The sequence below is a fragment of the Sphingopyxis sp. Geo25 genome (assembly GCF_949769135.1).
Classification (GTDB): Bacteria; Pseudomonadota; Alphaproteobacteria; order Sphingomonadales; family Sphingomonadaceae; genus Sphingopyxis.
In genome coordinates this window covers 1,396,068-1,409,383 of sequence record NZ_CATKOZ010000001.1, presented here as the reverse complement: position 1 = coordinate 1,409,383, position 13,316 = coordinate 1,396,068, and the positions used below count along the sequence as shown (strand labels likewise).

Annotated in this window: 13 protein-coding genes; 8 read left to right on the top strand and 5 right to left on the bottom strand. The window is 64.1% G+C overall.

Annotation, left to right across the window (positions count from 1 at the left end; genetic code table 11):
* Positions 1-21 precede the first annotated feature (21 nt).
* From QOL68_RS06895 to QOL68_RS06880, 4 genes are all read right to left on the bottom strand, one after another.
* Positions 22-771, bottom strand: coding sequence for a 3'(2'),5'-bisphosphate nucleotidase CysQ (locus tag QOL68_RS06895; protein ID WP_058455808.1), 750 nt, complete (start codon positions 769-771; stop codon positions 22-24).
* 3 nt (positions 772-774) lie between these two features.
* The gene (cysN, locus tag QOL68_RS06890; protein WP_282948123.1) at positions 775-2,676 is read right to left on the bottom strand and encodes a sulfate adenylyltransferase subunit CysN; all 1,902 of its coding nucleotides are present in this window, start codon (positions 2,674-2,676) and stop codon (positions 775-777) included.
* A complete protein-coding gene (cysD, locus tag QOL68_RS06885; protein WP_282948121.1) occupies positions 2,677-3,582 on the bottom strand; it encodes a sulfate adenylyltransferase subunit CysD in 906 nt (301 codons plus the stop codon). It abuts the gene before it with no gap.
* 75 nt (positions 3,583-3,657) lie between these two features.
* Positions 3,658-4,554 (bottom strand): LysR family transcriptional regulator, encoded by an 897-nt coding sequence (locus tag QOL68_RS06880; protein ID WP_282948119.1) that lies wholly within the window; start codon positions 4,552-4,554, stop codon positions 3,658-3,660.
* A 100-nt stretch (positions 4,555-4,654) separates the two neighbouring features.
* On the opposite strand from QOL68_RS06880, the gene QOL68_RS06875 reads away from it, so the two are divergent.
* The 4 genes from QOL68_RS06875 to QOL68_RS06860 are packed head-to-tail and all read left to right on the top strand — an operon-like array spanning position 4,655 to position 6,861.
* Positions 4,655-5,824: an isovaleryl-CoA dehydrogenase gene (locus QOL68_RS06875; protein ID WP_204992862.1), complete on the top strand. Its 1,170-nt coding sequence runs from the start codon at positions 4,655-4,657 to the stop codon at positions 5,822-5,824.
* Positions 5,821-6,171 (top strand): hypothetical protein, encoded by a 351-nt coding sequence (locus tag QOL68_RS06870; protein ID WP_058455804.1) that lies wholly within the window; start codon positions 5,821-5,823, stop codon positions 6,169-6,171. Before QOL68_RS06875 ends, QOL68_RS06870 begins: the two co-directional genes overlap by 4 nt.
* A gap of 1 nt (position 6,172) precedes the next feature.
* Complete coding sequence (locus QOL68_RS06865) at positions 6,173-6,586, top strand: VOC family protein (protein WP_058455803.1); 414 nt, start codon at positions 6,173-6,175, stop codon at positions 6,584-6,586.
* Positions 6,583-6,861, top strand: coding sequence for a hypothetical protein (locus tag QOL68_RS06860; protein ID WP_058455802.1), 279 nt, complete (start codon positions 6,583-6,585; stop codon positions 6,859-6,861). Before QOL68_RS06865 ends, QOL68_RS06860 begins: the two co-directional genes overlap by 4 nt.
* A 17-nt stretch (positions 6,862-6,878) precedes the next feature.
* Here the strand turns inward: QOL68_RS06860 and QOL68_RS06855 are convergent, their stop codons facing one another.
* Positions 6,879-8,963, bottom strand: a complete 2,085-nt coding sequence (locus QOL68_RS06855) for a M13 family metallopeptidase (RefSeq protein ID WP_282948113.1) — start codon at positions 8,961-8,963, stop codon at positions 6,879-6,881.
* A 170-nt stretch (positions 8,964-9,133) separates the two neighbouring features.
* On the opposite strand from QOL68_RS06855, the gene QOL68_RS06850 reads away from it, so the two are divergent.
* The 4 genes from QOL68_RS06850 to QOL68_RS06835 are packed head-to-tail and all read left to right on the top strand — an operon-like array spanning position 9,134 to position 13,314.
* Entirely contained in the window at positions 9,134-10,708 is a 1,575-nt protein-coding gene (locus tag QOL68_RS06850) for a carboxyl transferase domain-containing protein (RefSeq protein ID WP_502957379.1), read from the top strand.
* A gap of 5 nt (positions 10,709-10,713) precedes the next feature.
* A complete protein-coding gene (locus QOL68_RS06845; RefSeq protein ID WP_282948109.1) occupies positions 10,714-11,028 on the top strand; it encodes a hypothetical protein in 315 nt (104 codons plus the stop codon).
* Entirely contained in the window at positions 11,021-12,859 is a 1,839-nt protein-coding gene (locus QOL68_RS06840) for an acetyl/propionyl/methylcrotonyl-CoA carboxylase subunit alpha (RefSeq protein ID WP_282948107.1), read from the top strand. Before QOL68_RS06845 ends, QOL68_RS06840 begins: the two co-directional genes overlap by 8 nt.
* Positions 12,856-13,314, top strand: a complete 459-nt coding sequence (locus tag QOL68_RS06835) for a GNAT family N-acetyltransferase (RefSeq protein WP_282948105.1) — start codon at positions 12,856-12,858, stop codon at positions 13,312-13,314. Before QOL68_RS06840 ends, QOL68_RS06835 begins: the two co-directional genes overlap by 4 nt.
* Positions 13,315-13,316 lie beyond the last annotated feature (2 nt).

The following is a 13,316-nucleotide window of genomic DNA, read 5'->3' as shown; positions in this document are numbered from 1 at the left end:
CAACTGGCAATGCCCGGCAGGTCAACCCGGCGAATATTCCGCGGCGAACCGCAGTACTTCCTCGGCCAGTTCTTGCCGGCAGATCAGCAGGTCGGGGAGATACGGGTTCGCACAATTATAGAAGAGCGGCGAGCCGTCGGCGCGGCTGACGTGAAGACCAGCGGCGATGGCGACGGCCGCGGGCGCGCAATTGTCCCATTCATACTGCCCACCGGTGTGCAGGTAGATGTCGGCCTGCCCAAGCACGACCGCCATGGCCTTCGCTCCCGCCGATCCCATAGCGAGCAGCTCGGCGCCCATCTTCTCCGCGACATAGACGGCTTCTGCGGCGGGCCGGGTGCGGCTGACCAGCATCCTGAGCGGAACATTGACGGGCGCGAGCGGCTTCGGCGATCCCGAGGTTAGCGTCAGACCGAAACCGGGCAACGCTACTGCGCCCACCGTCGGTACTCCGTCGACCGCGAGCGCGACATGCACCGCCCAGTCGCTGCGCCCTTCGCTATATTCGCGCGTGCCATCAAGCGGGTCGACGATCCACGCGCGGCTGACGCCGCAGCGCGCAACATTATCCTTCTCTTCCTCGGACAGGATCGCGTCGTCGGGGCGCGCGGCGCGGAGTTCGTCCATCAGCATGGCGTTCGCACGAGCGTCGCCGACCTTGCCGAGCGCGCTGTCGACGAACTCGCCAGACGCCTGAAGGTCGAGCAAGATCCCACCCGCGGCATTCGCGAGCCGTTCGGCCAGCTGTTCGTCCGTTTCCCCCACAATCATACTCTATCCCAGCAAGCGATCGATGATCATGGCCGCAGCTTCATCCGGCGTCATCGTGGTCGTATCGATCCGGATTTCGGGCTGCTCGGGTGCCTCATAAGGGCTGTCGATGCCGGTGAAATTCTTGAGCTGGCCGGCGCGCGCCTTTTTGTAGAGGCCCTTCACGTCGCGCTTCTCGGCTTCGGCGAGCGGCGTGTCGATGAAGATTTCGAGGAACTCGCCTTCGGGCAGCATCGAGCGCACCATGTCGCGCTCGGCCTTGAACGGGCTGATGAACGCGGTGATGACGATGAGCCCCGCGTCGGTCATCAGCTTCGCCACCTCTCCGACGCGGCGGATATTCTCGATCCGGTCGGCCTCGGTGAAGCCGAGGTCGCGGTTGAGGCCGTGGCGGACATTGTCGCCGTCGAGCAGGAAGCTGTGGCGGTTCATCCGGTGCAGCTTCTTCTCGACGAGGTTGGCGATTGTCGACTTGCCCGAACCCGAGAGGCCGGTGAACCAGAGCAAGGCGGGCTTCTGGTTCTTTAGGTCCGCGCGCATCTCGCGGCTGATGTCGGTCGCCTGCCAATGGACATTCTGCGCGCGGCGAAGGCTGAAGTGCAGCATCCCCGCCGCGACGGTAGCGTTGGTGAGCTTGTCGATCAGGATGAAGCCGCCGAGCGTATGGTTGTCCGCATAAGCTTCGAAAACGATCGGCTTGTCGGTCGACAGTTCGACGACGCCGATGCCGTTGAGGTCGAGCGTCTTTGCCGCGAGATGGTCGAGCGTGTTGACGTTGATCTCGTACTTCGGCTGCTGGATAGTCGCCGAGACCGTCTGCGTCGCAAGCTTCAGCCAATAGGCACGGCCCGCGATCATCGCCTCGTCGGCCATCCAGACGAGCGTCGCCTCGAACTGGTCGGCCGCTTCGGGCGGATTATCGGCTGCCGCGATCACATCGCCGCGCGAGCAGTCGACCTCGTCCGCGAACGTCAGTGTTACAGACTGGCCGGAGACGGCCTCGCCAAGATCGCCGTCGAGGGTAACGATGCGGTCGATGGTCGTGGTCTTGCCGCTGGGCAGAATGCGCACCGAATCGCCGGGCTTGACGGTCCCGCTCGCGAGTTGGCCCGAGAAGCCGCGGAAATCGAGGTTCGGGCGGTTGACCCATTGCACCGGCATACGGAACGGCTTTGCGCCGTCGGCGGCTTCGCCAACCTCGACCGTCTCAAGATGCTCGATCAGCGCCTGGCCCTTGAACCAGGGCGTATTGGCCGAAAGCGCCGTGATATTGTCACCCTTGAACCCCGAGATCGGGATCGCTGTGAAATGGGTGATCCCGATCTCGCTCGCGAACGCGCGGTAGGCGAGCGTGATGCGATCGAAGACGGCCTTGTCGTACCCGACAAGGTCCATCTTGTTCACCGCAAGCACGATGTGCCGGATACCGAGCAGGTGCGCGAGGAAGCTGTGCCGCCGCGTCTGCGTCAGCACGCCCTTGCGCGCATCGATCAGGATGACGGCCAGGTCGGCGGTCGAGGCGCCCGTGACCATGTTGCGCGTATACTGCTCGTGCCCCGGCGTGTCGGCGACAATGAACTTGCGCTTCTCGGTCGTGAAAAAGCGGTAGGCGACGTCGATCGTGATTCCCTGCTCGCGCTCGGCGGCGAGGCCGTCGACAAGCAACGCGAAGTCGATCTCCTGCCCCTGCGTGCCGACGCGCTTGCTGTCGGCTTCGAGCGCGGCCAGCTGGTCCTCGAAGATCATCTTGCTGTCGTAGAGCAGGCGGCCGATCAAGGTCGACTTGCCGTCGTCGACCGAACCGCAGGTGATGAAGCGCAGCAGCGACTTCTTTTCGTGAGCCGCGAGATAGGCGTCGATATCCTCGGCGATCAGCGCGTCGGTGACATAAACAGGATCGGTCATTTAGAAGTACCCCTCCTGCTTCTTCTTTTCCATCGAGGCATCACCGCCATCCTTGTCGATGATGCGGCCTTGCCGTTCGCTGGTCGTCGTCAGCAGCATTTCCTGGATCACCTCGGAAAGCGTCGTCGCCTCGCTTTCGACCGCGCCCGTCAACGGGTAGCAGCCGAGGGTGCGGAAGCGCACCGAACGTTCTACCGGAACCTCGCCATCCTCGAGCGGAAAGCGGTCGTCGTCGACCATCAGTAGCAGGCCGTCGCGTTCCACCGTCGGGCGCGGGGCGGCGAAGTAGAGCGGTACGATCGGGATATTTTCGCGCGCGATATATTGCCAGATGTCGAGCTCGGTCCAGTTCGAGATCGGGAAGACGCGGATGCTCTCTCCCTTGGCCTTGCGGGCGTTGTAGAGGTTCCAAAGCTCGGGTCGCTGTTTCTTCGGGTCCCAGCCGTGGGTCGCGGTGCGGAAGGAAAAGATGCGCTCCTTCGCACGGCTCTTTTCCTCGTCACGCCGCGCGCCGCCAAAGGCCACGTCGAAGCCGTGGAGGTCGAGCGCCTGCTTCAACCCCTCGGTCTTCCACATGTCGGTGTGCAGCGGGCCGTGGTCGAACGGGTTGATCCCGCGCGCCTTCGCCTCGGGGTTCTGATAGACGATCAGTTCCATACCGCTCTCGGCGGCCATGCGGTCGCGCAGCTCGTACATCGCCTTGAATTTCCAGGTCGTGTCGACATGGAGCAAAGGGAATGGCGGCGGCGAGGGATAGAAGGCCTTGCGCGCGAGATGGAGCATCACCGCGCTGTCCTTACCCACGGAATACAGCATCACCGGCTTCGCCGCATCGGCCATCACTTCGCGCATGATATGGATGCTCTCGGCCTCGAGCCGGTCGAGATGGGTCAGTGTATCGGTCATGCCCCGCCCTTGCCGCCCCGGCAGAGGGCGATCAAGCTGTATGGCCTTTCGGGGGGGCAAGCCAGACTTGAAAGCTCAGCCATTGACCCTCGCCTCCTGCCATTCGGCGGCGGCGCGTTGGATGGCCGGAAGAGCACGGGAGAGACGTTGCTCCATCTCGGGCTGGGCACGCCACGCGGAATCGATGAAGAGGCCGAGTTCGCGGCGGAAGTCGTAGCCGCTCACCTTGATCGGAACGACTCCGTCAATCGCCAGCGAGACGGGCGCGGTCGTGATCCCGATCCCCGCCGCGACCATGCGCAGGCAGCGGTCGTCGCTGTCGCTGCGCAGCGCGAAGCGCGGGCGGACGCGGTGGCGGGTGAAGAAGCGGCTGGTCGCGTCGAGAAACTCGCACGAGCGGCGCGCGATCATCGTCTCGGGCGCCAGCTCCTCGGGCGAGACCGCATCCTGCCCCGCCAATGGATGACCCGTCCCGACGAACATCGCCATAGGTTCCTCGTACAGCGAAACGACATTGGCGCCGCGCTCGCCCGACCGGAGCGGGACGAGCGCCATGTTGAGGCGGCCGCCGTGAATGGCTGCCCGGAGTTCGGAATCGCTGTTCTCGCCGATCTCCAACGCAAAGTCGCGCGACAGCAAGGCCGCGACGGTCTGGAAAAACTCGCCGGGTACCGAGCGGATCGTCCCGAGCCTGAGCACCGGTTTGTCGCTCTCTTCCCCCCGCCCGAAGCCGTCGGCGGTACGAAAGCCCCGCTCAAGGTCGCGCGCGATCGGCAGGAAGCGGCCTCCGGCTTCGGTAAGGCGGATCTGGCGGCGGTTACGGATGAAGAGCGGCGCGCCGACAAGGCGTTCGAGGTCGGCCACGCCGGTCGACAGCGCCGGCTGGGTGACCCGGATTTGCTGCGCAGCACGCGTAAAGCTGCCCGCGTCGACGACAGCGAGGAACTGGCGGATGTGCGAACGCTTTATCATAAATTTTGTTTATGCCTAAACGTGTGAAGTTTCAATTTTCATATAAAGGTGCTTTGGGGCACAACCGGGTCATGTTCCGCCCCTGACCGAAGGGATGCTCATGCGCGCCACCCCCGATTTCGATTTTGCGCTCGGCGAAACCGCCGACATGATCCGCGACACCACCGCCCGCTTCGCCGACGAACAGATCGCGCCGCTCGCGGCCAAGGCCGATGCCGAGGACTGGTTCCCGCGCGACGAGCTGTGGACGCAGATGGGCGCGCTCGGGCTGCACGGAATAACCGTCGAGGAAGAATATGGCGGGCTCGGCCTCGGCTATCTCGAGCATGTGATCGCGGTCGAGGAAGTCAGCCGCGCGAGCGCCGCGATCGGCTTGTCCTATGGCGCGCATTCGAATCTTTGCGTCAACCAGATCCGCCGCTGGGGCAATGCCGAGCAGAAGGCGAAATATCTGCCCAAGCTGATCAGCGGCGAGCATGTCGGCAGCCTCGCAATGTCCGAAGCCGGGGCCGGCAGCGACGTCGTTTCGATGAAGCTGAAGGCCGACAGGGTCCAGGGCGGCTATGTCCTCAACGGCACGAAGTTCTGGATCACCAATGCGACCTATGCGGACACGCTGGTCGTCTATGCAAAAACCAGCCCCGACGCCGGGTCGCGCGGGATCACGGCATTCCTGATCGAGAAGGATATGCCGGGGTTCAGCATCGGACAGAAGATCGACAAGGTGGGGATGCGCGGATCGCCGACCGCCGAGCTGGTCTTCACCGACTGCGAGGTGAGCGAAGAACAGGTTATGGGGCCCGAAAATGGCGGCGTCGGCGTGCTGATGTCGGGGCTCGACTATGAACGCGTCGTGCTCGCGGGGCTTCAGCTCGGGATCATGCAGGCGTGCCTCGACACGGTCATTCCCTATGTTCGCGAGCGGAAACAGTTCGGCAAACCGATCGGCTCGTTCCAGCTGATGCAGGCGAAGGTCGCCGATATGTATGTGATGCTCCAGTCGGCACGATCCTATGTCTATAACGTCGCCAAGGCGTGCGACGCGGGGCAGACGACCCGCTTCGACGCTGCGGGGGCGATCCTGCTCGCGAGCGAGAATGCGGTAAAGGTCGCGGGCGAGGCGATCCAGGCGCTCGGCGGCGCGGGGTACACGAAGGACTGGCCGGTCGAACGCTACTGGCGCGACGCCAAGCTGCTCGACATCGGCGCGGGCACGAACGAAATCCGCCGCATGCTGATCGGCCGCGAGCTGATCGGCGCCGGGGCGTGATCTGGCTCTGGCTGTCGGCGGCCTGCATGGCGTCGACGGCCGCAGTTCACGGCTTTCTGGGCGAAAGGCGGCTGATCCGGCCGCTGATGACGCTCGATCAGGGCGTGATGGGCATCGATCTGGCGCGCAGGGTGTTCCGGCTGGCGTGGCATGCGCTGTCGGTGCTGATGCTGGTGTCGGCGGCGGCGGTCATCTGGACCGGCACACCGCGCGATCTTATCCTGCTGATTGGCGTAGCTTGGACCGCGACCGGCCTGTTCGATGCGGTCTATACGCGCGGCAAGCATATCGGCTGGCCGCTCCTGACCGCCTCGGGCATCTTCGCAGTCATCGGCGCGTTGGCTTAGTATGCGCGGCCTCGTCCATCACATCGACCTGACGGTCACCGACAAGGAGCGGTCGCGTGTCTTCTACGACGCGGTGCTTGGCTTCCTCGGCTATCGCCGCGCGGCCGATTATGACCATGGCAGCGACTGGGACCGCGAAGGCGAGCCCTTCCATTCGATCGGGATTTTGGAGGCACGCGGCGCAGGTGCCGAGCGGCCACACGATCGCTACTCTCCGGGGCTTCATCACCTTGCATGGACCGCCGAAAGCCGCGACGATGTCGATGCACTCCACGATTTGCTGCGCAGCATCGATGCGACCGTGCTCGATGCGCCTGCCGACTATCCGCGTTACGGACCTACCTATTACGCCGTCTTCTTCGCCGACCCCGACGGACTGAAACTGGAGTTCGTGTTCGGGGCCACCGGCGCATGACCGATACCCTGCTCGACGCGCTGCAATATTATGGCGCCGCCGCCTCGACGCTCGCGGCGTTGCTCGTCTCGCTCAATCTCGGCGAGCGGTGGACCGGCTGGGCCTTCGTGATCTTCGTGACGAGCAGCCTTGCGCTGATCGCCTGGGGGTTCCTGCAGCCTGACAGCGAGGGGATCGGCTGGCAGAATGTTGCGCTGCTCTGCATCAATCTCGTCGGCGTTTACAGCCACCTGATCCGCAAGAAGCCCGCCAAAAGGAATGAGGGCGGAGCATGACGCCCCGCCCCTTCGGATCAGCCCCAGACTCGCACGCGTTGGTCGGGCGCGAGGTAGAGCTTGTCGCCTTCCTTGACATCGAAGGCTTTGTACCAGGCGTCGAGGTTGCGGACGGTGAGCGCGCGGTACATACCCGGCGCGTGGCCGTCGGTCGCGATCCGCGCGCGCAGCGCCTCGTCGCGCATCTTCGTCGCCCACGTCTGCGCATAGGCGATGAAGAAACGCTGGTCGCCGGTGAAGCCGTCGATCACCGGCGCTTCCTGCCCGTTCAGCGACGCGCGATAGGCATCATAGGCCGCCTGGAGCCCGGCAACGTCGGCGATATTTTCGCCCAGCGTGAGCTTGCCGTTGACGGCAAGGTCGGGGAACGGCTTGTACCCGTCATATTGCGCCGCCAGCGCTGCACCCGCGGCGTTGAACTTCGCAAGGTCCGCAGCGGTCCACCAATTGCGGAGCGCGCCACTTGCGTCGAACGCGGCGCCATTATTGTCGAAGCTGTGGCTGATCTCGTGACCTATGACCGCGCCGATCGCGCCGTAATTATAGGCCGGATCGGCCTTGGCATTGAAGAAGGGGGGCTGCAGGATCGCGGCGGGGAAATTGAGCGCATTCTGGACCGGCAGGTTCACCGCATTGACCGTCTGGGGCACCATCCACCATTCGCCCTTGTCGAGCGGCTTGCCGATCTTTGCGAGCTGGTGAGCATATTCGGCCTTCTCGCCCACGATCATGTTCGCATAGGCGTCGGTCGCGCTGACCGTGTAGCGGCCATAGTCGCGCCAGCTTTCGGGATAGCCGACGCCGACGACGATCGTTTCGACCTTCTTGATCGCCTCCTTCTTGGTTTCCGGGGCCATCCAGTCGATCGTCTCGACGCGCTTCGCGAAGGCCGCCTTGATCCCCTTCACCATGTCGCCGACCTCGGCCTTCGCGGGAGCCGGGAAATATTTCTCGGCATAGACGCGGCCGACCGCGTCCCCGAGATAGATGTTCAGCGCGTCGAGCGCGCGCTTGTCGCGGCTGCGCTGCTCCGGCGTGCCCGCAAGCGCCGTCCCGTAAAAGGCGAAATGCGCCTTATCGAGCGCCGACGGCAGGACGTCGGTGTGCGTGTTGATCTGGTGGAACGCCAGCCAGTCCTTCCACGTATCGAGCGGCTCCGACGCCACAAGCGCCGACAGGCCGGTGATCGCGCGGGCGTGGTAGGCGCCGAATTTTGGCGCATTGCCAAGGCCGGCGGCGGCAAAATAGGCATCCCAGTCGAGCCCCGGCGCCTTTTTCGCGAAATCGGCCTTCGTCCAGACGCCCGCCGACTTCGCGAAATCTTCGCTATCGGCGCGGTTGGCGTGCGCCTTTGCGATCTTGACCTCGAGGTCGTAGATGCGCTTCGCCTTCGCCTCGGCGTCGCTCTGCCCCGCCGCGGTCAGCAGCTTGCCGATATAGGCCTGATATTGCGTGCGCAGCGCGGCCATTTTGGGGTCGGCCGACAAATAATATTCGCGCTCGGGCATACCGAGGCCGCCCTGCAGGACATAGGGAATGACCTCGCCCGGCGTCGCGAGACCCTGCGTCACGAAAATGCCGAACAGATTCTCGGTTTCGAAGTCGGTGGCGTTGAGCGGGTCGACGTCGGCGCGCGTCTGTTCGCCCAGCACTTTCGCCAGCCCCGCCTTGTCCGTGATCGCCGCAAAGCGGGCGAGGTCGGCTTCGACCGGCTTCATGCCCGCGGCGTCGATCGCCTTGGTGTTGGTGTAGGCCTTGTAGAAAGCGGCGATGCGGCCGTCGTCGGTCGTGGGGTCGCCGCCGCTCTTGACGATCGCGTCGACCAGTTCGCGGGTGCGCTTCTCGGTTTCGAGGAACGCGATGTAGAAGGCGCCGGTGGACGAGCGATCAGCCGGGATTTCGGTCGTTTTCTGCCAGTTGCCATTGGCATAGGCGTAGAAGTCGTCGCCCGGTTTGACGCTGGTATCCATCGCAGCCTTGCTGATGCCAAGTTCGGTCCCGACGGTGTAGGCGGCGCTTTCCTTGTCACCCTTCGAACAGGCGACGGGCCCCGCGACGATCGCGGCGGTCGAGAGCAAAATGGCAAAGACGGTTTTTTTCATAGGACTAACCTTGTTTTTCAGGGGGCACGCGGCGGGCATAGGCCTGCGGCCAGATGGTTTCAATGCCAACCATTTTCGGCCTGTGGTGCTTGTTCGTCGACGAGCGGCAGGATAATCCGACCTGCCCACAAAGGAGAGATTGCGACGTGAGCGCACCAATATTGGGAACCATGATAAACCCCGACAGCGATGGCTTTCGCGCCAATGCTGCGCACAATCGGGCGCTGCGCGACAAGCTCTACGCCCGCGTCGCCGAGGCGGCGCTTGGCGGCAATGAAAAGTCGCGCGAGCGGCATACGAGCCGCGGCAAGCTGCTGCCGCGCGAACGCGTCGAGCGGCTGCTCGATCCGGGCTCGCCCTTCCTTGAGATCGGCCAGCTTGCGGCGTGCGACATGTATGAGGGGGAGGTGCCGGGCGCCGGGATGATCGCCGGCATCGGCCGCGTATCGGGGCGGCAGACGATGATCGTCTGCAACGACGCGACCGTGAAGGGCGGCACCTATTATCCGATGACGGTGAAGAAGCATCTCCGCGCGCAGGAGATTGCCGAGACCAACCGCCTGCCCTGCATCTACCTCGTCGACAGCGGCGGCGCGAACCTCCCGCATCAGGACCAGGTCTTCCCCGACCGCGACCATTTCGGGCGCATCTTCTTCAACCAGGCGAACATGTCGGCGAAGCGCATCCCGCAGATTGCCTGCGTGATGGGCAGCTGTACCGCGGGCGGCGCCTATGTCCCGGCGATGTCGGACGAAACCGTGATCGTGCGCAATCAGGGCACGATCTTCCTCGCCGGCCCGCCGCTGGTGAAGGCTGCGACGGGCGAAGAAATCAGCGCCGAAGACCTTGGCGGCGGCGACCTGCACGCGAAGAAATCTGGCGTCGTCGACCATCTGGCCGAGAATGACGAACATGCGCTGACCATCGTACGCGACATCGTTTCGACCTTCGGGGTCGACGATGACTTCGCCGTCGCGATGAAGGCCCCGCGTCCGCCGAAATATGATGCGGAGGAGCTCTATGGCATCATCCCCGAGGATGTGCGCGCACCTTACGATGTGCACGAAGTGATCGCGCGCATCGTCGATGCCAGCGAGTTCCACGAGTTCAAGGCGAACTACGGCAGCACGCTGGTGTGCGGCTTCGCGCATATCTGGGGCATCCCGGTCGCGATCCTTGCGAACAATGGCGTGCTGTTCAGCGAATCTGCGGTCAAGGGCGCGCATTTTATCGAGCTGGCGCAGCAGCGGCGTATCCCCCTGCTCTTCCTCCAGAACATCAGCGGCTTCATGGTCGGCGGCAAATATGAGGCCGAAGGCATCGCGAAGCATGGCGCGAAGCTGGTGACCGCGGTCGCCACGGCGACGGTGCCGAAGATCACCGTGCTAATCGGCGGCAGCTTCGGCGCGGGCAATTACGGTATGTGCGGGCGCGCCTATTCGCCACGTTTTCTGTTCACCTGGCCCAATGCGCGGATTTCGGTGATGGGCGGCGAACAGGCAGCGAGCGTGCTGGCGACGGTGCACCGTGATGCTGAGAAATGGACGCCGGAGGAAGCCGAAGCTTTCAAGGCACCGATCCGCCAGAAATATGAAGATGAGGGCAACCCCTATCACGCGACGGCGCGGCTGTGGGACGATGGCATCATCGATCCCGCGCAGACGCGCGACGTGCTAGGGCTGGCCTTTGCTGCAACGCTGAACGCTCCGGTCGAAGACCGCGGGTTCGGCGTGTTCAGGATGTAATTAGGATGGACTTTCTGAAGAAGATTTTCGGCAAAGAAGGCAACGCCGCCGTCACTCCCGACGAACCGACGGAGCCGATCGTGCCGGTGCCCATTCCGCCGCTGATCAATCTTCTTTTCGATCTCGAAAAGAAGAAGGGAGTGCCCCTAACCGAAACCGAGGTCATCGAAATTCGTGACGGCGCAGTGTGCATGACGATGCGGATTAGCATGAGAGAGCAGCTTGCCGCGCAACGCGGCTATGCCGACATCGATCTAGAGAACCCTTGGCCGGAATGGCAAATCGTCCGCCTGACAATGGAAGACCGCCTAAATGATTAAGTCTCTCCTCATCGCCAATCGCAGCGAGATCGCCTGCCGCATCATTCGCACCGCGCGCGAGATGGGCATTCGGACCGTCGCGGTCTATTCGGACGCCGATGCGCGCGCGCTGCATGTGCGCGAGGCCGATGAGGCCGTGCATATCGGGCCGTCGGCGGCGCGCGAATCCTATCTGATCGGCGAGAAGATCATCGCCGCCGCGAAGGCGACCGGGGCCGAGGCGATTCATCCGGGTTATGGGTTCCTGTCCGAGAATGCCGAGTTTGCGCAGGCGGTCGCCGATGCGGGGCTTATATGGGTCGGGCCGAAGCCTTCGTCGATCACCGCGATGGGCCTGAAGGACGCCGCCAAGAAGCTGATGGCCGAGGCAGGTGTGCCGGTGACGCCGGGCTATATGGGCGAAAATCAGGATCCGACCTTTCTCGCCGAACAGGCGGTGCAGATCGGCTATCCCGTGCTCATCAAGGCGGTCGCGGGCGGCGGCGGCAAGGGGATGCGCAAGGTCGATGCTGCGGCCGATTTCGCCGACGCGCTCGCCTCGTGCCAGCGCGAGGCGGCGGCGTCGTTCGGCAACGACCATGTGCTGATCGAGAAATATATCCTGACCCCGCGCCATATCGAGGTGCAGGTGTTCGGCGACACGCACGGCAATGTCGTCCATCTGTTCGAACGCGACTGCTCGCTGCAACGCCGCCACCAGAAGGTGATCGAGGAAGCCCCTGCCCCCGGCATGGACGAAGCGACGCGCGCCGAACTCTGCGCCGCCGCGGTGCGCGCGGCAAAGGCGGTCGATTATGTCGGCGCGGGGACGATCGAGTTCATCGCCGACGCCAGCGAAGGCCTGCGCGCCGACCGCATCTGGTTCATGGAGATGAACACGCGGCTGCAGGTCGAGCATCCGGTGACCGAGGAGATTACCGGGGTCGACCTCGTCGAATGGCAGCTGCGCGTCGCGAGCGGCGAGCCGATCCCGCTGTCGCAGGACGAGCTGGCGATCAACGGTTGGGCGATGGAAGCGCGGCTTTATGCGGAGGATCCCGCGAAGGGCTTTCTGCCGAGCATTGGTACGCTCGAACTATTCCAGCTTCCCGACCATCTCGGCCGTATCGACACCGGCGTCTATGAGGGCGCCGAGGTCTCACCCTTCTATGATCCGATGATCGCCAAAGTGATCGCTTATGGCGAGGATCGCGAGGAAGCGCGCGCGATGCTTTCGGAAATGCTGGAGGATAGCGCGATCTGGCCGGTGAAGACCAATTCGGCCTTCCTGATTGCCGCGCTCGATCACCCCGATTTCATCGCGGGCACCGTCGATACCGGGCTGATCGGCCGCGACGGCGACAGCATGACCGCCGAACCGACACCGTCGGAGCAGGCACTGACCAACGCCGCAATGGCGATGGTCCCGCGCTCGCTGCAATCGGGCTTCCGCCTCAACGCCCCCGACGTGCGCGCAGCGCCCTTCCTGCTGGATGGCAAACGCGTCGACGTGACGCTGCACGGGCCGGGCGCCGACGAACCTGCCCCCGCGATGCTCGTCGCCGAAAGAGGCGCCGTGTGGCAGCTTACCCCCTGGCGTGCCGCTGGCGGCTCCGGCGGCGGCGCCAGCGACGGTGCAATCCTGTCGCCGATGCCGGGCAAGATCATCGCGGTCGACGTCGCAGCGGGCGACAAGGTCACCAAGGGCCAGAAGCTGTTGACACTCGAGGCGATGAAGATGGAGCACAGCCTGACCGCACCGTTCGACGGCGTGGTCGCGGAGCTCAACGCGACCGCCGGCGCGCAGGTGCAGGTGGAAGCGCTGCTCGCGAAGATCGAGGCCGCCGAGTGAGCGAGCTTATCCTTCGCGACGCGACGGTGGCGGACCTTCCCGCCATTCTCGCCATGCTCGCGGAGGATACGATTCCCGCGAACCGCGAGGCCGATCCGTCGGACCCGCGCTATCTCGCAGCGTTCAAAGCGATCGATGCCGATCCGAACCAGCGGCTGATTGCCGCCGAGGTAAACGGCCGCGTCGTCGGCACGATGCAGCTCAGCTTCCTGCCGGGGCTTTCCTTCAAAGGAAGCTGGCGCGGGCTGATCGAGGCGGTACGGATTGCCGCCGACCTGCGCGGGCAAAAGCTCGGCGAACAGATGATCCTGTGGGCGGTCGAGCAATGCCGCGCGCGCGATTGCAAGCTGGTTCAGCTCACATCGTCAGCTACACGCACCGACGCGCACCGCTTTTACGCCCGGCTCGGCTTCGTGCAGAGCCATGTCGGCATGAAATTGCATTTGAGGGACTGAAG